Here is a 19,646-nt window from a genome sequence, read left to right on the forward strand (position 1 = left end):
GCCGCAATGCCGGGTGCTAAACTCCTCCCAAAGCCGCGCATGGCAGGTCGGCGGCGTCAGGGAGGACAGACATGACCATTCACCCGGCCGGGGAACCGGTATTGACGCCGGTCGACGGGCTTTCGCATGTTGTGGGGGATCGCACGCGACCTCTGCTGGAGCAGACCATACCCGCCCGCCTCGCTGAGACGGTGGCGCGCTTCGGTGCGCGCGAGGCCGCCGTGTTCTGCGCCGAGGGGACCCGGCTGACCTGGCGGGAATTTGCCGACGAGATCGACCGGCTCGCCGCGGGGCTGCTGGCGCTTGGCATCGGGCGCGGCGACCGGGTCGGCATCTGGTCGCCCAACCGGCGCGAATGGCTGCTGACGCAGTTCGCGACCGCCCGCATCGGTGTCGTGCTGGTCAACATCAATCCGTCCTACCGGCTCTACGAGCTGGAATACGCGCTCAACAAGGTGGGCTGCCGGGCGCTGATCACCGCGGCCGTGTTCAAATCGTCCGACTATCTCGGCATGATCCGCGAGCTTGCCCCGGAACTGGACGAGGCCATGCCGGGTGGCCTGAAGGCGGCGCGCCTGCCCGCGCTCACCACCGTCATCCGCATGGGAGACGGGCGCTCGCCCGGCATGTTCGGCTTCCAGGAGGTGATGGAACTCGGCGGGGCCGAGGAGCGCGCGCGGCTCGATGCGGTGAGCGCCGGCCTCGATCCGGACGACGCGATCAATATCCAATTCACCAGCGGTACCACCGGCGCGCCGAAAGGCGCGACGCTCAGCCATCGCAACATCCTCAACAATGCCCATTTCGTCACCCAGACGATGAATTTCACCGAGGCCGACCGGCTGGCGATCCCGGTGCCGCTCTACCATTGCTTCGGCATGGTCATGGGCACGCTGGGCTGCGTCACCAAGGGCGCGGCGATGATCTTTCCCGGCGAGGGTTTCGACCCGGAGGCGACGCTGGCGGCGGTGGCCGGCGAACGCTGCACGGGTCTTTACGGCGTACCGACCATGTTCGTGGCCATGCTCGATCATCCCGGTTTCGCCGGCTTCGACCTGTCCAGCCTGCGCACCGGCATCATGGCCGGCGCGCCCTGTCCGGTCGAGGTGATGAAGCGGGTGCAGCGCGACATGAACATGAGCGAGGTGACGATCGCCTACGGCATGACGGAGACCAGCCCGGTCTCCTTCCAAAGCCATGTGGACGATCCGCTGGAAAAACGCGTCTCGACGGTGGGGCGGGTACATCCGCATGTCGAGGTCAAGGTTGTCGACGCGGATGGCGCGACGGTGCCGGTGGGGGTCTCGGGCGAGTTGTGCACGCGCGGCTATTCGGTGATGAAGGGCTATTGGGACGAGCCGGAAAGAACCGCCGAGGCCATCGACGCCGACGGCTGGATGCATACGGGCGATCTCGCCACGATCGACGCGCAAGGCTATTGCAACATTGTCGGGCGGGTGAAGGACATGATCATCCGCGGCGGCGAGAACGTCTATCCGCGCGAGATCGAGGAGTTTTTATACCGTCATCCCAAGGTGCGCGAGGTCCAGGTGTTCGGCGTGCCGGATCCGCGCTACGGCGAGGAGATCTGCGCCTGGGTGGTGGCGGCGGGCGAGGCGCCGAGCGAGGACGAGATCCGCGCCTTCTGCCAGGGACAGATCGCCCATTTCAAGATCCCGCGCTATGTGCGGGTCAAGGAAGACCTGCCGATGACGGTTACCGGCAAGCCGCAGAAATTCATCATGCGCGAGGCGATGGTCGCGGAACTCGGCCTGGCGGTCGACGAGACGGCATAGACGCATCTCGACGTGGCGACGGCCCGGGCGCTGCCCGGGCCGCCTGCAGTGCGACCGTTGCGTATCGGTCAGGCGTTGACCGTCTTGCCCGTGCGGGCATCGATCGACAGCGCGCCGGGGCCGGCCACGAACAGGGCGAGCATGCCGCCGGCGATTGTGACGTTCTTCATGAACAGGATCATCTGCATCTGGTCGGCCGGCGCGTAGTGGAAGACGAAGCCGGTGAAGACGCAGAAGGCGGCGAGCGCGAGCGCCGTCAGCCCGGTCTGGAAGCCGACCAGAAGGGCGATGCCGGCCAGCGTTTCGAAAATGGCGGCGAGCCAGGCCAGAAGCGTGCCGGCCGGCAGGCCGACCGAGGTGATGTAGCCGGCGGTGCCGTCGATCGTGCCGAATTTCTGCAGGCCGGCCATGATGAACATCACCGAGAGCAGAATGCGCGCGATGAGCAGGATGACGCTGGTGGACATAAGGGTGTTCTCCGCAGGGTTTTTCAATGGCGCACAGTTAAGGCCATGTCTTCACGACAAAAAGACATCTGTCGCGGGACTGTTCGTTCACAATCGTTGAACGGCAGACGGTAACGCCTCCATCCTATCCCGGCTTCGTCATTTCCCGGGGCCGCACGAGACGGTCGTAGTCCTTTTCATCCACCAGCCCCGTCGCCAGTGCCTCCTCGCGCAAGGTGGTGCCGTTCTTGTGGGCGCTCTTGGCGATCTTGGCGGCGTTGTCGTAGCCGATCGTCGGCGCGAGCGCGGTGACCAGCATCAGCGAGCGTTCCAGCGCGGCCTTGATATTGTCCTCGCGCGCCTCGATGCCGACCACGCAGCGGTCGGTGAAGGAGCGCGCCGCGTCGGCCATCAATTGCACCGATTGCAGGAAATTATAGGCCATCACCGGGTTGTAGACATTGAGCTCGAAATGGCCCTGGCTGCCGGCGAAGGTCAGTGCTCCGTTGTTGCCGAAAACCTGGACGCAGACCTGGGTCAGCGCCTCGCACTGGGTCGGGTTGACCTTGCCGGGCATGATCGAGGACCCGGGTTCGTTTTCCGGCAGGGCAAGTTCGCCGAGGCCGGAACGCGGGCCCGAGCCGAGAAAGCGTATGTCGTTGGCGATCTTGTAGAGCGCGGCGGCGGCGGCGTTGATCGCGCCGTGCGCGAACACCATCGCGTCGTGCGCGGCGAGCGCTTCGAACTTGTTCGGCGCGGTGGTAAAGGGCAGGCCGGTGAGGGCCGCGATCCGCTCGGCGATCTTTTCTGCGAAACCGACCGGCGCGTTGAGCCCGGTGCCGACCGCGGTGCCGCCCTGGGCGAGTTCCATCAGGCCGGGCAGGGTGGTTTCGATGCGGGCGATCGCCGAGGCGACCTGCGCGGCGTAGCCCGAAAATTCCTGGCCGAGCGTCAGGGGCGTGGCGTCCTGGGTGTGGGTGCGGCCGATCTTGACGATGTCTGCGAACGTTTTTGCCTTGGCGTCGAGCGCCGTGTGCAGACGGGCGAGCGCCGGCAAAAGGTCGTGCACGATACGCTCCGCGCAGGCGATGTGCATGGCGGTGGGATAGGTGTCGTTGGACGACTGGCTCATATTGACGTGGTCGTTGGGATGGACCGGGTCCTTCGATCCGACGGTGCCGCCGAGTATCTCGATCGCCCGATTGGCGATCACCTCGTTGGCGTTCATGTTGGACTGGGTGCCGGACCCGGTCTGCCACACGGAAAGCGGAAAATGGTCGTCGAGGCGGCCGTCGATCACTTCCTGCGCGGCGGCCGCGATTGCGTCGGCGCGTTCGGCGTCGAGGCGCCCGAGCGCCTGATTGGTCTCGGCGGCGGCGCGCTTGACGATGCCGAGCGCGCGCACGATCGACAAAGGCTGCTTTTCCCAACCGATGGCGAAATTCTCCAGCGAGCGTTGTGCCTGCGCGCCCCAGTAGCGGTCTGCGGGAACCTCGGTCGGGCCGAACGTGTCGGTTTCGGTGCGTGTGTCGGTCATGGCGTCTCGTCCTGGCTGCTGCATGCCGGCGAAGATAGGCGCGCGCGGCCGCCCTCGCCACCATGCAGGACTTTTCCGCAGGAAATAACGCTCCCCGTGTCGATCTTGCGCGGGGTCGTACGTCGTGTTGACGAAACCGTCCCACAGCGGGCCGGTAAGGCTGGGAAACGAAGGAGAACGCGATGCGCGTGATGGTTCTGGTCAAGGCGTCGGCGGAGTCGGAAGCCGGCGCGATGCCGAGCACGGAGCTTTTGACCGAGATGGGCCGGTTCAACGAGGAATTGGTGAAGGCGGGCGTGCTGCTCGCCGGCGAGGGGCTGCATCCGTCCAAAAAGGCGGTGCGGATCGACTTTTCCGGCGAACAGCGCATGGTCGTCGACGGGCCGTTTGCCGAGACGAAGGAACTGGTCGCCGGTTTCTGGATCCTGCAGGTCAAATCGCTGGAGGAGGCGGTCGAATGGCTGAAGCGGTCCCCGTTCCGGGACGGCCAGGTCGAGATCAGGCCGATCTTCGAGCTGGAGGATTTCGGCGACGCCGCCACGCCGGAGGTTCGCGAGCGCGAGCAGCGCCTGCGCGAGCGGATCGAGGGTCGGAATTGATTTTAGGGCGAAAGCGACTTGTACGTCTTCACCGCCTGAGGAGAACCAGATGAGATTTATGATGCTGATGATCCCGGCCGGCTACGAGAGTGCCGCGCCGGGAACCATGCCCGACAACAAGGACCAGCTCGACGCGATGATGAACTATAATCGCGCGATGCAGCAGGCCGGCGTGCTGGTCGCATGCGACGGTCTTCATCCGCCCTCGATGGGCGCGCGGGTGCGCTTCGACACCGGACGTCCGGTGGTTACCGATGGACCTTTCACCGAGGCCAAGGAGGTGCTGGGCGGTTACTGGGTGATCGACGTCGCCTCGCGCGATGCGGCGATCGAATGGGCCAGGCGCTGCCCAGGTGCGCCCGACGAGATGATCGAGGTCAGGCAGGTGATGGAAACGGACGATTTTCCCGAAGACATGCAGGGTTCGCTCACCGACTTCGCCGACATGCAGAACCGCTGAGCCCGCGTTCGTTACGGCTGCGATTACCCCCAAGGTATTGGATCGTGGTTCGTTCAGCGGTCGGCGGCAAACCAGTCGGCGTGGGTGCAAAGCGTGACTTGCGTCGTCGGGACCCTCGATCTATTCGGGAAGCGTGACGGCCACGGACACACATCGCGCCATCGAGGCGGTCTGGCGGATCGAACAGGCCAAGCTGATCGCCGGCCTTACAAGGCAGGTGCGCGATGTCGGCCTGGCGGAGGAGTTCGCGCAGGAAGCGCTGGTCGCCGCTCTGAAGAGCTGGCCGCAGATGGGTGTGCCCGACCGGCCCGGGGCCTGGCTGATGGCCACCGCCAAGCGCCGTGCCATCGATCATTTTCGTCGCAACAAGCTGATCGCGCGCAAACATGCCGAAATCGGCCGTGACCTGGAGGTTGGGCTTGACCCGTCGGCCGACATCGAGGCGACGATGGACGATCCGGTCGGCGACGATCTCCTGAGCCTGATCTTCGTCGCGTGCCATCCGGTTCTGTCGGCCGAGGCGCGCGCGGCGCTCACCTTGCGGCTGGTGGGCGGGCTGACCACCGCCGAGATCGCACGCGCCTTTCTGGTTCCCGAACCGACGGTCGCGCAGCGCATCGTGCGCGCCAAGAAGGCGCTGGCCGAAGCCGATGTCGCCTTCGAGGTGCCGCGCGGCGCGCAGATGGCGGAACGGCTGGGTTCGGTGCTGGCGGTGATCTATCTGATCTTCAACGAAGGGTACTCGGCGACCGCCGGCAATGACTGGACCCGGCCGCAGCTTTGCGAGGAGGCGATGCGGCTTGGACGCATCCTGGCGGAACTGGCGCCGGACGAGCCGGAAGTCCACGGGCTGGTGGCGCTGATGGAAATCCAGGCCTCGCGCATCGGCGCGCGCACCGACGACAAGGGCGAGCCGGTGCTGCTGCTCGACCAGGATCGCGGCCGCTGGAACCGGCTGTTGATCCGGCGCGGCCTTGCCGGGCTCGACCGCGCCGAGGCGCTCGGCGGGCGCGGTGCCTATGTGCTGCAGGCGGCGATCGCGGCCTGCCACGCGCGCGCGGCGATAGCGGACGAGACCGATTGGGACCGCATCGCCGGGCTTTACGCCGACCTCGCCCGGTTGGCGCCCTCGCCGGTGGTCGAACTCAACCGGGCCGTGGCGGTGTCGATGGCGCAGGGGCCGGCGGCGGGCCTGGAGATCGTCGACCGCCTGGTCGCGGAAAACGCGCTCAAGACCTATCATCTTCTGCCGAGCGTGCGCGGGGATTTTCTGGCCAAGCTCGACCGTTTCGCCGAGGCGCGGGCCGAATTCGAGCAGGCTGCCGCGCTGACGCGCAATCAACGGGAAAAGGCGCTTCTCACCGAACGCGCGCAAGCCTGCGCCCGCGGCGAGCGCCCGGCGCGCTGAGGCATCGACCCGTAGCGGCCGAGCGGATGGTTTTGCAGACCTTGCAGGCGCGAGCGCGGCACCCGATATGGGGGTCAAGATTTCCGAGCCATGGAGACAGGCGTGAGCGGCAGCGACCAGACGCATTGGGACGACGTTTATACCAGTAAGGCCGAGGCCGAGGTGAGCTGGTTCCAGGAGGAACCGGAGGTCTCGTTGTCTCTGCTCGAACTTGTCGGCGCTCGTCCCGACGATGCGATCGTTGATATTGGCGGCGGCGCGTCGCGACTGGTCGATTGTCTGCTGGACAAGGGGTTCACCCGTGTCAGCGTGCTCGACCTGTCGGCTGCGGCCCTGGCGGCCGCCCAGGCACGCCTGGGCGAACGGGCCAAGGCGGCAAACTGGATCGCGGCCGACGCGCGAAGCTGGGAGCCGCCCGAGAGCTACGATATCTGGCACGACCGGGCCGCTTTCCATTTCCTGACCGACGCGGGCGATCAGCAGGCCTATGTCGAGCGGCTCAATCGCGGCCTTGCAGTCGGAGGCCACGCGATCGTCGGCACATTTGCGCCCGACGGTCCGGAAAAATGCAGCGGACTGCCGGTCGTCCGGCACGACGCCGACAGCCTGTCGCGCCTTTTCGGTCCCGGCTATGTCGTGGTCGACAGCCGTCGCCACGCGCACAAGACGCCCTGGGGCGCGGTGCAGAAATTCCAGTTCAGCACGTTCCGGCGCGTAGCGTAGTCCCGCCGGCGGCGGGGTTCGGGTGCGCGCTGCCCCCGTCGCGCGGCTTTGAAAGCCAGGTGCGACAGGGGCGAGCGCCGCCTCCGTCAGGCCTGCTGGTGGAAGACGCCCCAGCGCCGACCCGTCGTGGCCTGGCGATGCGCGAGCACCATGACGGCCAGGCTCAATGCCAACAGTTCCGATAGCGGCGCGCCGAGCCATATGCCCGGTTCGCCGAGCAGCGGCGGCAGGGCGAGGGTCAGCGGGATCGCGAACAGATAGGTGCGCGACAGGTTGAGCACCGCCGTCCTGGTCGCGTCGCCGATCGCCTGGAAATAGCCCGCCAGCATCATCAGCGGGCCGGCGACGGCATAGGCCGCGGTGACGACCGGCAGGATACGGGCCAGTTCGGCCACCGTTGCCGGATCGTCGACGAAGACCGTGCCGATCGTGCTGCGTGCCAAGAGCAGGCTCACCTGCACGCTCGCGCAATAGGCGAAGGCCACGACCACCGCCAGCCGCAGGCTCGTGTCGGAGCGCTGCCACAGCCCGGCGCCGAAATTGTTGCCGGCGACCGTCTGCAGGGCCATGCTCAACCCGAGCAGCGGCAGATAGGTGAAGGTGAGCACGCGGGTGGCGATGCCGTAGGCGGCGACTGTCTCGGCATACCCGTTGCCGCCCCAGGCCTGGATCATGGCGATCGTCGCGCCGGAGCCCAGCGAAATGCCGAGAAATGTCAGGCTCTGCGGCGTGCCCAGCGCCAGGAACGCACGCCAGCCATGGCGCCAGGCCCCGAGCGGGAGAAGCGACAGCTTCAGCGGCGTTGCCGCGCGCAGCCGGAAGACGAGCACGGCGGCGAAGGCCAGCACCATGGCCGCGACCGTGCCGGCGGCCGAGCCGGCGACGCCGAACTCGAAAACGACGATCAGCAGGTAGTTGAAGACGATATTGGCGCTCGAGGTCACCAGGCTGACCGCCGCCATCAGACCCATGCGCCCCTCGCAGCGCAGCGCGTCGGAATTGATCGACAACACGAACAGCACCGGAGAGAACCAGATCAGGATGGAGATGTAGCGATAGCCGTCGCGCGCCAGGTCGGCCGAACCGTTGGCGAGCCAGCCGGCCAGGGCGGCGCCGCCGGCTGCGAAGCCGGCAACGAGCCCCGCACAGACCAACAGCGCGAGCGCGTGCGCACCGACGAAGGCGGCGCGCGCGCCGTCGAAATCGGCCGCGCCGAGGCGGCGCGCGAGAACGCTCGCCATGCCGCCGGCGACAAGCGTGGCCAGCGCGACGAGCAGCATATAGACGGGAAACATCAGCGTGACGGCCGATAGCGCGGCGGCGCCGACGAATTCGCCCAAGAAATAGGCGTCGATCACCGTCTGCAGGCCGTTCATCGCCATGATCAGCACGATCGGCGCCGTGGTGCGAACGAACAGCGCCGGCAGCGGTCCGTCCAGGAACATATTGCTTTGGGACGTCGGGGGCGTGGTCATAAGTCGGTCTCCTGGCGCCGGAGGACGACGAATGGGGCTCGCATTGCCATGTCGGCGGCGCGTCGGAAATCGATCACATGCCCGAAGGAGGCTTCACCGTGGCCAGTGGCCAGCGAGCGGCAGGTGCCTCGACCGACGGCGCAGGTAGCGGCTTGCCGGGCCGCTGTCAACGCCGCCGGCGCGTGCCGGGCGGCATTTACATTGACCGTGCGTCGATGCCGGGCTAGTCGAGACCGCATGCTCGAGCTCGTCATCGCCGCCGTCCTGATCGTCCTCAACGGTGTCTTCGCCCTGTCGGAACTGGCCGTGGTGTCGGCGCGCCGGCCGCGTCTGCAGCTCCTGGAGGCACGGGGGCGGCGCGGCGCCAAGGCGGCGCTCAGGCTTTCGCAGGATCCGGGCAAGTTCTTGTCGACCGTCCAGATCGGCATCACCCTGGTCGGCATTCTTGCGGGCGCGTTTTCCGGCGCCGCACTCGGCGAGCGGCTGAGCGTCATCCTGGTGGAGGCGGGGGTTCCGGCCAGCAGCGCGGGGCTTGCCGGCTACGCGATCGTGATCGCCGCCATCACCTTCTTTTCGCTGTTGATCGGCGAACTCGTTCCCAAGCATCTCGCGCTCAAGAATGCCGAGGCTTTCGCCTGCACGATGGCGCCGGCGATGACGCTTCTGTCCAAGATCGCGGCGCCGCTGGTATGGCTGCTCGACAAATGCACCAAGGGGGTGCTGTTCGTGCTCGGCATGTCGGCGGAGACCCAGAGCGCCATCACCGACGAGGAAATCCAGACCTTGGTCGCGGAGGCCGAGAGCGCCGGCGTGATCGACAGCGCCGAGCAGGCGATGATCGCCGGCGTGATGCGGCTCGGCGACCGCAATGTGCGCGCCCTGATGACGCCGCGCACCGAGGTCGAGATGCTGAATGTTGCGATGGGCGAAGCGGCGCTGCGCAAGGCTGTGGCCTCGGCGGCGACCCACTCGATCATGCCGGTTCACGAAGGCGATACCGACCAGCCTGTCGGCGTGGTTCGGCTGCGCGACCTGGTCGGACCGATCAGTTCGAAGCGCAAGTTCGACCTGAAAAAACACATGCTCGCCGCGCCGGTGATCCCCGACACGCTCGGCGCGCTCGGCGTCCTGCGCGTCCTACGCGACGCCGATGTGCCGATGGCGTTGGTGCATGACGAGTTCGGTCATTTCGAGGGCGTCGTCACGCCGGCCGACATTCTCGACGCCATTGCGGGTGCCTTCCGCTCCGACCTCGACAGCGGCGAGCCGGAGGCAAAGCAAAGAGCGGATGGCTCCTGGCTGCTGAGCGGGGCAATGCCGGCCGACGAAATGGCCGCACTGCTTTATCTCGAACTGCCGGAACGGCCGGGTTACGACACCGTGGCGGGATTCATACTCCACGGGCTGAAGCGGATTCCCGAGGTCGGCGAGATCATGGAGCTTCAGGGCTGGCGCTTCGAGGTCGTGGACCTCGACGGCCGCCGCATCGACAAGGTGTTGGCCAGTCGCGAGGCCTAGCGGGACGTAGGGGGGGCTACGGCTTGCGCCATGTCGCGCAACCCTGCCGCTGTCTAACTGCAGCGTATCGTTGGGCATGCGGTATGCTTTCTTGCCTCGACGAATTCTTGCCCGGTGGCCCGAAGGGCAAATCTCTCCCAGCAGTTGTATTGGTTTGGGTCTGGCCTATCATGCGTAGGCGAAGGACATGACGTCGTCTCGACTTATGGGGGGAGGGCATTTGGAGGATTCGGCAAGCTTTCTGTCTGAATTTTTCGGCTTCTGGCCAGGCGTATGGGCAAGTTTCTGGCAGCTTTCAGATGTCGAGAAATTGACCAACGCATTGGCTCTTCTCGCGCCGGTGTCCGTCCTCTGGGGCTTTACCGTGCGGCGGTTCCTACGAAGCGCGAAGCAGGATCTGGAAGAACAGATAGAAGGATTGAAGATACAAAATCTTGCGCTTGAATCTGCCAACAAGCGGGACAAGGCCGAAATAGCCGAACGAGACGCCAGGCTGCGTGAGCTGTCCTTTGCGGTCCTGTCGGAAGCGCGCAAGCTTGCCGAAGCAGAGCGCAGAGACGGCAACGAGGAGCGCGCGATAGCCAAGCTGCGCGACAGCTTCGAGACCGTTCGACCGGACCTCACACGCGTGTGCGCGGATCTCTCCCTTCACCACGCGTCGATTGCGGCAGATTTCGGCAATCATCATCTTGCCGAGGCCGTCCGCCTGGCCGACATCGCACTGCTGCTTACGCCCGGTGATGCGGAAGCGGCCGACATTCGCGACCAACTTGTCGAAATCGATGCTGAAACCGCACAAAATGCCGGCGCGTATGACCCGCTCGATCCCAAATGGGACGATGCGCGATTTTTTATGTATTCAGGGTCCACGGACGAAGCGGCCCCGGTTTTCGAGGCATTGCTGGCTAAGGGGATTGCCGCCAACGAGGCGGGCCACCATCGGCGCGGCGAGCGCATCTTGAGACGGGCCTGCCGGATCGGGGCGAGGCTCTACGGTGAACTTGACGAACGAACACTTCGCGCTGCCTGGCCGTGGCTGCAGGCCCTCGATGTCTTGAATCTCGCCAATCAGACCTTGGACCTCAGCACGAGCCTCTCCCGTCGGTTGCAGGCGGGGACGGTCTTGAGGGCCGCCGCAGACTTTTACCGAGCGCGGGCGCTGCATTCGCTCGGGCGCTTTTCCGAAGCGCTCGAGATCGTCAACCTGAATATCGAGGCATGGACGCGATTGCGGGGGAGCGATGATCGCGAAACCCTGGCCAATCGCCATCTGCGTACGCTTTTGCTGAGCGAGATTGGCGAGACGGAGAAGGCGCTGTCGGAGATCGCGGTGCTGTTGCCCGCTACGGAACGTGTCGAGGGAAAAGATCGCCCCGACACGCTGGCGACGCGCCAACTGCACGCTTGGCTGCTGAAAGATAGCGGCGAGCCCAAGAAAGCGCTCGCGGAAGTCGCGGCAATTCTGCCGATCCTGGAGCGTCTCAACGGTCCCGAACATCCCAGCACGCTGGCGTCGCGACAATTGCGCGCGTCGTTGCGTCACGATTTGGGCGACACCGCCGCGGCCCTCCAAGAAGTCGAGATGCTGTTGGCCATCCTGGAGCGCGTCAATGGATCAAAGCATCCGGATACTCTTCGTGCGCGGTTGCTAAGGGCCAAGATATGTGCGCACGTCGACAAGGAAGGCGCAGTCTCTGAATTGGAAGACATTGCGCCGCTCATCCTCGCCAAGCGCGGCGAGAACCATCGTCACTATAAGGCTGCAGTGGATTTGCTGGGCAAGCTGCGGTCTGGCAACGAAGGCTGAAGCAACAAAAAGGGCGGCATCGCTGCCGCCCTTTCAGACTGTTTCGGCGTTGGGCCGGACTTAGAAGTCCATGCCACCCATGCCGCCCATGCCACCCATGCCGCCGCCGGGCATGGCCGGAGCGGCCGCTTCCTTCTGCGGCTTCTCGGCGATCATGGCTTCGGTGGTGACCAGCAGGCCGGCGACGGAGGCCGCGTCCTGCAGGGCCGTGCGCACCACCTTGACCGGATCGACGATGCCCATGGCGATCAGGTCGCCATACTCGCCGGTCTGGGCGTTGTAGCCGAAGGTCACCGACTTGTTCTCGAGGATCTTGCCGGCGACGATGGAGGCTTCGTCGCCTGCGTTCTCGGCGATCTGGCGGGCCGGAGACTGGAGCGCACGGCGCACGATGTTGATGCCGGCGTCCTGGTCGGCGTTTTCGCCCTTGGCCTTGATGGAGGCCGAAGCGCGCAGCAGCGCCACGCCGCCGCCCGGAACGATGCCTTCCTCGACGGCCGCGCGGGTCGCGTTGAGGGCGTCGTCAACGCGGTCCTTCTTTTCCTTGACCTCGACCTCGGTCGCACCGCCGACGCGGATGACGGCAACGCCGCCGGCGAGCTTGGCCAGACGCTCCTGCAGCTTTTCGCGGTCGTAGTCCGAAGAGGTCTCCTCGATCTGCTGCTTGATCTGGGCGACGCGGCCCTGGATCTCGCCCTTCTTGCCGGCGCCGTCGACGATGGTGGTGTTCTCCTTGTCGATGCGCACGCGCTTGGCGCGGCCGAGCATGTTCAAGTTGACGTTCTCAAGCTTGATGCCGAGATCTTCCGAGATCACCTGGCCGCCGGTGAGGATCGCGATGTCCTCCAGCATGGCCTTGCGGCGATCGCCGAAGCCCGGCGCCTTGACGGCCGCGACCTTCAGGCCGCCGCGCAGCTTGTTGACGACCAGGGTCGCCAGCGCCTCGCCTTCCACGTCCTCGGCGATGATCAGCAGCGGCTTGGACGACTGCACAACCGATTCCAGAACCGGGAGCATGGCCTGCAGGTTGGACAGCTTCTTCTCGTGCAGGAGGATGTAGGCATCCTCGAGCTCGGCCACCATCTTGTCCGGATTGGTGACGAAGTAGGGCGAGAGATAACCGCGGTCGAACTGCATGCCTTCGACGACTTCGAGCTCGGTCTCGGCGGTCTTGGCTTCCTCGACCGTGATCACGCCCTCATTGCCGACCTTCTGCATGGCTTCGGCGATCATCGCGCCGATTTCCTTCTCGCCATTGGCGGAGATGGTGCCGACCTGGGCGACTTCCTCGGAGGTCTTGATCTTCTTAGCCTTCTTGACGAGGTCCGCGGCGATTTCGGCCACGGCCAGATCGATGCCGCGCTTCAGATCCATCGGGTTCATGCCGGCGGCAACCGCCTTGGCGCCCTCGCGCACGATCGACTGGGCCAGAACGGTCGCGGTGGTGGTGCCGTCGCCGGCGATGTCGTTGGTCTTGGAGGCGACTTCACGCACCATCTGCGCGCCCATGTTCTCGAACTTGTCCTCAAGCTCGATTTCCTTGGCGACGGTGACGCCGTCCTTGGTGATGCGCGGCGCGCCGAACGACTTGTCGATGACGACGTTGCGGCCCTTGGGACCGAGCGTCACCTTGACGGCGTTGGCGAGAATGTCGACGCCGCGCAGCATGCGTTCGCGCGCGTCTCGGGAGAACTTCACTTCTTTAGCGGCCATATCCTAACTCCTGGGCTTGCGCCCGAATGTCCGGTTGAATGGTGTTGAAACGGGGATGGGTCAGGCGATCACGCCCATGATGTCAGACTCCTTCATGATCAGGAGATCTTCACCATCGAGCTTCACCTCGGTGCCCGACCATTTGCCGAACAGAACCCGGTCGCCAACCTTGACGTCGAGCGGAACAAGCTTGCCGCTCTCGTCGCGCGCGCCGGAGCCGACGGCGATGATCTCGCCTTCCTGCGGCTTTTCCTTGGCGGTGTCGGGAATGATGATTCCGCCTTTCGTCTTTTCCTCGGATTCGACCCGGCGAACGACCACGCGGTCATGAAGCGGGCGAAACTTCGACTTAGCCATGTGCATATCCTCAATGCGGACGGTGTGACTGGAAATATGTTCCGGCGGACCCGGAAGGCGTTAGCACTCGTCAAAGGAGAGTGCTAACGAGCGCTGAGATAGTTGGTCGGCCGGATCGTGTCAAGGATGGGAAGGGGGCGATTTTGACGGGCTGAAGAGCCGGATCGCCGGGCGCTGGGTGACATCGGTGCGGGGGCCGCGTCAACCACGACCCGCATTTGGGGTTAACGGCAGCGCTCTGCAAGGGGCGGGCGCGCGGCTTTGCCGGGGCAGCCGATGATGCGCGGTGCGGTATGGTGTGGAGCGGTGGCTGCCGGTTTCGGCGGTCGGGACTGGCGGGGCGGCCGGTCGTTTGCGGCGGTATGTGCCCGGCGGCGCTGGAAGCGGGCGGCAAGGTTTGCGGTTTGCCGCCCGCACCGGTCCCGGCGCGTCGCCTATCCCACGATGCGCAGATTGGACAATTCGTCGGCGATTTCCTCGAATTTTTCCGCGAGATTGCCGCCGGTAGCGTTCCAGTACAGCTTCGCCGCCTTGGACGGATTGTCCGGATCCTTGCGGAAGCGGGATTCCGATGCGCATTCCTTCAGCGCCTGGATGGCGTCCCTTTCGCCCGACTTGCTTTCGCTCAGGTCGAGCGACACGGTCATCAGGATCAGCCCCTCGGACTTGGCGTTGTCGCAGAGCTGCTGCATGTGGTCGTTCATGGCCGCCGTGTAGTTGTCGTTATAATAGCCGGACTTGTTGATGCCGGTGCCGGTTCCCATGAACAGCCGGGTGAAGGAGGCGCCGGGTTGGGACTTTGCGGTGTAGCCGTAGGCGGAATAGATCGATTTGTTGTCGGCATCGTCGGAATGACCGAGCGAGCCGGGGGTGTAGTAGGTGTTTTCCCCGTCGGTCAGCACGATCACCACCTTGTCGTTGCCGTTTTCGGAATCGGGCCGACCTTCGCTGAAGGGGGCGGCGCCGGAAACGACGCGCCAGCCCCAGGCCAGGCCTTCGGGTACATTGGTGCCTCCGTTGGGGCTCATGTCGTCGATCGCATCGTTGATCTCGTCGAGGCCCGCGGTCGTGGTTACGTCGACCAGCGGCGTGATCGGCTTGGTCGTGCACGAATAGTTGGGGCCTTCGCCGTTGCCGGCCGCGCTGGAGGACGAAGAGGGCGTGAAATATTTCCACATGAAGCCCTGCCGGTAGGCCGAGTTGCCCGACGTCGCGTCCGACCAGTAGCTGTTCGACGCCCGCCCGCCATAGGTCAGGTCGGTCTCGTCGGGCGCGAACATGGGCACGAACAGCGTCGCCGGGGTGCTCTTGTTCGGCGCCGCATCGTTGGTGTTGTACGGATAGGGGCGGGCTTCCACACAGCCTTGCCAGTTGGCGTAGGAACCATAGGTGTATGTGTATTCGCCGTTGTCGACCCAGCCGTATCTCTTACACCTGCCCCTCCTATAGCGGGTACAAACATATTCCCAGTTGCTTTCCCAGGTGCTGCCCGTGATGCGCTGCATCTCGTCGAGGAGGGTGAACCGGGTGACGACGGCACCGTCTTCGTCCTGCCAGCCGTCGCCGCTCTTGACGTAGACCCCGCCCGCCGGCACGACCTTCTTGTCGTTCGGCATCGTCGACCAGTCGAAATTCTCGTGGTGGATCGGCGAGCGGCCCTCGGTATCCATCCAGTCCGCGCCGGCATTGCCCGGCCCGACATTGACGGAGGCGGCGAACGGCACCAGTCCGAACTGAACCGGCTTGGCCACCTGTTTCATCTGTTCGGCTTCGTCGGCGAGCTTCTTGACGAGCTGTTTGGCGGCGTCCTTGAGCAGCGAGATGCGCTTCTTGCCGGATCCCGAACCCTTATAGTCCATCGAGCCCGAATTATCGAGCACCAGAGCCACCTCGAGCGTGTTCTTCAGCCTGACCTGGGTCTTGGCGGCAAAATTGATCTCGCCGATTTCGGCGCCCAGCAGATTGCCGAAGGCCGACAGGAAATAGGGCTCGTAGGGGTGTTCGGCCTCGATGGTCAAAAGACCGCCGCCCTGCTTGCTCGCGGGCAGGATGACGTTGAACTTGGTCTTTGAGGTGTCGGCGTCGGGCATATTGGCCTTGAAGAAGGCGAGCGCGTATCGTTTGGCCTCGTCCTCGTCGGCGCCTTCCACGATGCGGCGGGCCGTGGCGATCCCGGCCGCGTCGAGCGCGTTCAAGGTGGTGGCGCGCTGACGGGTGATCTCGGCATAGTCGATCGCCAGCGCCAGCCCGCCCATGATCGGCACGATGGCGATGGCTGTGGCGATCATGTAGTCGCCGCGTCTGTCGCGAAGGAACTTCCGAAGCATCGTCTTTGCACCCCTGCAATCCTATGACTGAGGGAGAATGACAGAAGCCCGCTAAAATGCGGTTTGTGCAAAGGCTCGAATTGTCGAATAGAGGTTCAGGCGCCGTTAACCCTGCGCCGTCAGGCGACCCGCCCTATGCCGGACCGCACGCGCCGCGGCGGCGAGAAGCGGTCGCCGACCATGAGATCGATGCCCAGATCGAGCAGGTTGACCGCGTCCTCGTCATTCGACACGCCGGTCGCGATCACCTGGATCCCGCTCTCGGCGGCGGCGTTGATAATGTCGAGCCCGGCCGGGTCTCGGCGGCGCTTTTTGGTGCGGTCGAGCAGCCGGTCCGCCTCCAGCTTCAGATGACCGACCTGCAGCCCGCGCAGGGCGGGCAGCGCCTTCGTCGACCCGTCCCAGCCCTCGGCGGCGAGTGCCACGCCGGTTTCCAGCAACGTCTCCAGTGCCTCGCGCAAAGGCGCAGCCGCATCGGTCAGTACGGCGGACGGCACCGACAACACCACAAGCCGGCTCAGCGGCGGATGCAAGGTCAGGAACTCGATCGCCCGACGCAGCTCGTCGCCGTCCTGCAAAAGGCTTTCGGAGATCGGACAGTGCAGCGGCGTCGCCTCGCCGTCTGTTCCCAAAAGGCGGCGCGCGGCTTCCGCGGCGCGGCTTATCAGGAGACGTTCCAGCCTGGCGCGCGGCAGATCGGCGTTGTCGGCGATCCGGCCGACATTGACCGTTTCGCCGTTTTCCAGCGCGATCAACACGAAGACGTCGAAACCGGCGGCCGCGTTGGCGCTGACGGAAACGATCGGTTGCAGGCTGAGCTCCAGGCGCTCCTGGGTCAGCGCGCGCGACAGGGCAAGCTCGACGGCGCGGTCGTCCTGGTTGGTTTGACCGGCGGGCTCGGTTTGCGCCGGTTTCGGCCGGACGGCGGTGATGGACACAACGTTGGGCGTGTCCGCCTCGCGCTCGTCGCGTTCGGCGACCCGTTGCGACAGCGTTTCGATTTCGCCGCGAATGGTTTCCTGCATCTGCGCGATCGTGCCGGCGCTGGAACTGCTCGTCGAGGCCACCTGCCTCAGGGCGTGGTCGACGGAGCGCAGCAGGATTTCGAACTGGTCGGCGATGCGTTTGGCGCGCAAATGGGCGACAAGCGCCAACACCAGGGCAAGAAGCGAGGCCGCGAGCGCGGCGCCGGCGAGCAGGACGGCGGTCGAGACCGCGCCCTCGGCGGCGTGAGCGGGCGTCGGTCCGGCCGTCAAGGCTGCCGCGAGCAGGCCGGCAGCCACCCGGACGCGGCTTTTGCCCCGATCATTTTTCCCGCACAGGCGCGTCACGGCCAAACCCGTCTCCACTCCGTCCACAGGCTGCAGTTTCCCATGAGCGGCGCGCCAGGTTAAGCGAAACCTGATGACACGGTGAACCGGTTCGGTTAATTCCCGGTGCCGAGCGCGCCCGTCCGGGCGGGTGTCCCCGATCCGCAGGCGGAGTTTCATGTCCAACTTACCGATCACGCTCGACAGGCTCGACGATATTAGCGGGCGCTACCGCGTGATCCTGTGCGATGTATGGGGCGTGGTTCACAACGGCGTCCATGTTTTCGCCGACGCGGTTGCCGCGTTGCAGCGCGCACGCCATGCCGGAAAGATCGTCGTGCTGGTGACCAACGCGCCGCGTCCGCGACGGGAGGTGGAGGTGCAGTTGCGCGCGCTCGGCGTTCCGGCCGACGCCTATGACCGGCTGGTCACCTCGGGCGATGCCACCCGCGACCTGATCCGCTCCGGTCCGCGGCGGGTGTTCCATCTCGGCGCGGAGCGCGACCTGCCGCTGTTTGACGGGATCGATGTCGAACTCGTCGAGGAGCCGGAGGCGTCCGCGGTGATATGCACCGGCTTCGTCGACGACGAAACCGAAGGCCCGGACGATTATGCCGAGATGCTGATGCGCTTTCGCGCCCGCGACCTGCCGATGGTGTGCGCCAATCCCGACATCGTGGTGGAACGCGGCGACCGGCTCGTGTGGTGCGCGGGCGCGCTGGCGCGCGACTACGGGCTGCGCGGCGGCCGGACCCTGATCGCCGGCAAGCCGCACCGCCCGATCTACGAACTGGCGCTGGCCGAGGCGAGCGAGATCGCCGGAGAACCGATCGGCGCCGACCGGGCGCTCGCGATTGGCGACGGCATCCTGACCGACATCAAGGGCGCCGCGCAGAACGATATCGACGCGCTTTACATTTCCGGCGGCATTCATGCGCGCGATTACGGCGAGCCCGGCCGGCCCGACCCGGAGCGGCTCGCAGCCTTTCTCGCCAAGCATGGCCACGACCCGGTCGCGGTCATGCCGCATTTGCGCTGAGGGGTGTCGGGCACGGATGCCGCACATGAACCAGACCGGTTTCGCCCGCCTTGCCGATGTCGCCGACTTGCCGTCCGGCTGGCGCGGCGGCGTGGTTGCGATCGGCAATTTCGACGGCGTCCATCGCGGTCACCAGGTCGTTCTGGGCAGGGCATTGGCCGAAGCGAAGCAGCGCGACGCTCCGGCTCTGGCGCTGACCTTCGAGCCGCATCCGCGCACGCTGTTCCGCCCCGAGGAGCCGGTCTTCCGGCTGACGCCGGCGCCGCTCAAGGCCGGGCTTCTGGCCGCCATCGGTTTCGACGCGGTCGTCGAGCAACGCTTTGACCGCGCCTTCGCCGACCAGGATGCCGAGCAATTCGTCCAGCATGTGCTGGTCGGCGGCCTGGGCATCGCCCATGCCGTGACCGGTTTCGACTTTCATTTCGGCCGCAACCGCCAGGGCGATCCGGCCTATCTGAAGGCGTCGGGCGCGCGCCACGGCTTCGCGGTCACGCTGGTCGACGCCTTCGGCGACGAGGGTGGCGAGATCATCTCGTCGAGCCGCATCCGCGGGCTTTTGGTCGAGGGCGAGGTGGCGGCCGCCGCCGGCCTGCTCGGCTATCGCCATACGGTCGAGGCCGAGGTGGTGCGCGGCAAGCAGCTCGGCCGCACGCTCGGCTTTCCCACCGCCAATATGGCGCTGCCGCCGCAGACCGCGCTGCGGCACGGCATCTACGCGGTGCGCCTGCGCCGCGCCGACGGCAGCCTGCACGACGGCGTGGCGAGCTTCGGCCGGCGTCCCACGGTCGATGACAATGGCGCGCCGCTGCTGGAGACCTTCATTTTCGATTTCGACGGCGACCTATACGGGGAGACCTGCCGGGTGTCGCTGTTCGGTTTCCTGCGCGGCGAGGAGAAATTCGCCGATCTCGAGGCGTTGTGCGAGCAGATGCGCCGCGACGAGGCCGAGGCGAGGGCGTTGCTGTCGGGCGTGCGCCCGCTTTCCGAGCTTGACGGCGGGATCGCCTTTTGAGGTGCCTGGACCTGATCCAGGACGCGCCGACACGCGTATGTGAGTGGCGATTAAGAGATGTTTCAGCCTATTGGGATTGAGATAGTGCGGCCGAACGGCGAAATGGGGCAAATACCGTT

General features: G+C 65.7%; 16 protein-coding genes. 9 read left to right on the forward strand and 7 right to left on the reverse strand.

Translation table 11 applies throughout. The annotated features are described in order from the left end of the window. Positions 1-71 precede the first annotated feature (71 nt). Positions 72-1,796, forward strand: a complete 1,725-nt coding sequence (locus tag EP380_RS16310) for an AMP-binding protein (protein ID WP_106570696.1) — start codon at positions 72-74, stop codon at positions 1,794-1,796. Positions 1,797-1,864: 68 nt separating this feature from the next. Here EP380_RS16310 and EP380_RS16315 read toward each other — a convergent pair whose 3' ends face one another. Together EP380_RS16315 and fumC are read right to left on the reverse strand one after the other, a co-directional pair. Then, positions 1,865-2,263, reverse strand: coding sequence for a DoxX family protein (locus EP380_RS16315; protein ID WP_106570695.1), 399 nt, complete (start codon positions 2,261-2,263; stop codon positions 1,865-1,867). A gap of 124 nt (positions 2,264-2,387) precedes the next feature. Beyond that, positions 2,388-3,779: a class II fumarate hydratase gene (gene fumC / locus EP380_RS16320; protein ID WP_127599364.1), complete on the reverse strand. Its 1,392-nt coding sequence runs from the start codon at positions 3,777-3,779 to the stop codon at positions 2,388-2,390. Between the two features lie 182 nt (positions 3,780-3,961). Between fumC and EP380_RS16325 the strand changes: the two genes are divergently transcribed. The 4 genes from EP380_RS16325 (at position 3,962) to EP380_RS16340 (ending at position 6,969) form a co-directional block, all read left to right on the forward strand. Beyond that, on the forward strand, positions 3,962-4,378 hold the full coding sequence (locus EP380_RS16325; RefSeq protein WP_127599365.1) for a YciI family protein: 417 nt from the start codon (positions 3,962-3,964) through the stop codon (positions 4,376-4,378). A gap of 49 nt (positions 4,379-4,427) precedes the next feature. After that, complete coding sequence (locus EP380_RS16330; RefSeq protein ID WP_106570692.1) at positions 4,428-4,838, forward strand: YciI family protein; 411 nt, start codon at positions 4,428-4,430, stop codon at positions 4,836-4,838. A 133-nt stretch (positions 4,839-4,971) separates the two neighbouring features. Beyond that, complete coding sequence (locus EP380_RS16335; RefSeq protein ID WP_127599366.1) at positions 4,972-6,246, forward strand: RNA polymerase sigma factor; 1,275 nt, start codon at positions 4,972-4,974, stop codon at positions 6,244-6,246. Positions 6,247-6,336: 90 nt separating this feature from the next. Then, a complete protein-coding gene (locus EP380_RS16340) occupies positions 6,337-6,969 on the forward strand; it encodes a class I SAM-dependent methyltransferase (protein WP_420845872.1) in 633 nt (210 codons plus the stop codon). Positions 6,970-7,055: 86 nt separating this feature from the next. Here the strand turns inward: EP380_RS16340 and EP380_RS16345 are convergent, their stop codons facing one another. Then, positions 7,056-8,444: an MATE family efflux transporter gene (locus tag EP380_RS16345; protein ID WP_238719888.1), complete on the reverse strand. Its 1,389-nt coding sequence runs from the start codon at positions 8,442-8,444 to the stop codon at positions 7,056-7,058. A gap of 237 nt (positions 8,445-8,681) precedes the next feature. On the opposite strand from EP380_RS16345, the gene EP380_RS16350 reads away from it, so the two are divergent. Together EP380_RS16350 and EP380_RS16355 are read left to right on the forward strand one after the other, a co-directional pair. Next, on the forward strand, positions 8,682-9,962 hold the full coding sequence (locus EP380_RS16350; RefSeq protein ID WP_106570689.1) for a hemolysin family protein: 1,281 nt from the start codon (positions 8,682-8,684) through the stop codon (positions 9,960-9,962). Positions 9,963-10,182: 220 nt separating this feature from the next. Beyond that, on the forward strand, positions 10,183-11,769 hold the full coding sequence (locus EP380_RS16355; RefSeq protein ID WP_127599367.1) for a tetratricopeptide repeat protein: 1,587 nt from the start codon (positions 10,183-10,185) through the stop codon (positions 11,767-11,769). A gap of 60 nt (positions 11,770-11,829) precedes the next feature. On the opposite strand, the gene groL is transcribed toward EP380_RS16355, so the two are convergent. The 4 genes from groL to EP380_RS16375 form a co-directional block, all read right to left on the reverse strand. Next, positions 11,830-13,482 carry a chaperonin GroEL gene (gene groL / locus EP380_RS16360; protein ID WP_106570687.1) on the reverse strand — a complete coding sequence of 551 codons (1,653 nt, stop codon included), beginning with the start codon at positions 13,480-13,482 and terminating at the stop codon, positions 11,830-11,832. A 60-nt stretch (positions 13,483-13,542) separates the two neighbouring features. Beyond that, positions 13,543-13,839: a co-chaperone GroES gene (gene groES, locus EP380_RS16365; RefSeq protein ID WP_106570944.1), complete on the reverse strand. Its 297-nt coding sequence runs from the start codon at positions 13,837-13,839 to the stop codon at positions 13,543-13,545. A gap of 434 nt (positions 13,840-14,273) precedes the next feature. Further along, positions 14,274-16,166, reverse strand: coding sequence for a TadE/TadG family type IV pilus assembly protein (locus EP380_RS16370; protein ID WP_127599368.1), 1,893 nt, complete (start codon positions 16,164-16,166; stop codon positions 14,274-14,276). A 119-nt stretch (positions 16,167-16,285) separates the two neighbouring features. Continuing rightward, positions 16,286-17,497, reverse strand: a complete 1,212-nt coding sequence (locus tag EP380_RS16375; RefSeq protein WP_238719901.1) for an EAL domain-containing protein — start codon at positions 17,495-17,497, stop codon at positions 16,286-16,288. A gap of 157 nt (positions 17,498-17,654) precedes the next feature. On the opposite strand from EP380_RS16375, the gene EP380_RS16380 reads away from it, so the two are divergent. Together EP380_RS16380 and EP380_RS16385 are read left to right on the forward strand one after the other, a co-directional pair. Next, positions 17,655-18,515: a TIGR01459 family HAD-type hydrolase gene (locus tag EP380_RS16380; RefSeq protein ID WP_127599370.1), complete on the forward strand. Its 861-nt coding sequence runs from the start codon at positions 17,655-17,657 to the stop codon at positions 18,513-18,515. 16 nt (positions 18,516-18,531) lie between these two features. Further along, entirely contained in the window at positions 18,532-19,527 is a 996-nt protein-coding gene (locus tag EP380_RS16385) for a bifunctional riboflavin kinase/FAD synthetase (protein WP_420845873.1), read from the forward strand. Positions 19,528-19,646: the final 119 nt, after the last annotated feature.

Source organism: Nitratireductor alexandrii, from assembly GCF_004000215.1.
Lineage (GTDB): Bacteria > Pseudomonadota > Alphaproteobacteria > Rhizobiales > Rhizobiaceae > Mangrovimarina > Mangrovimarina alexandrii.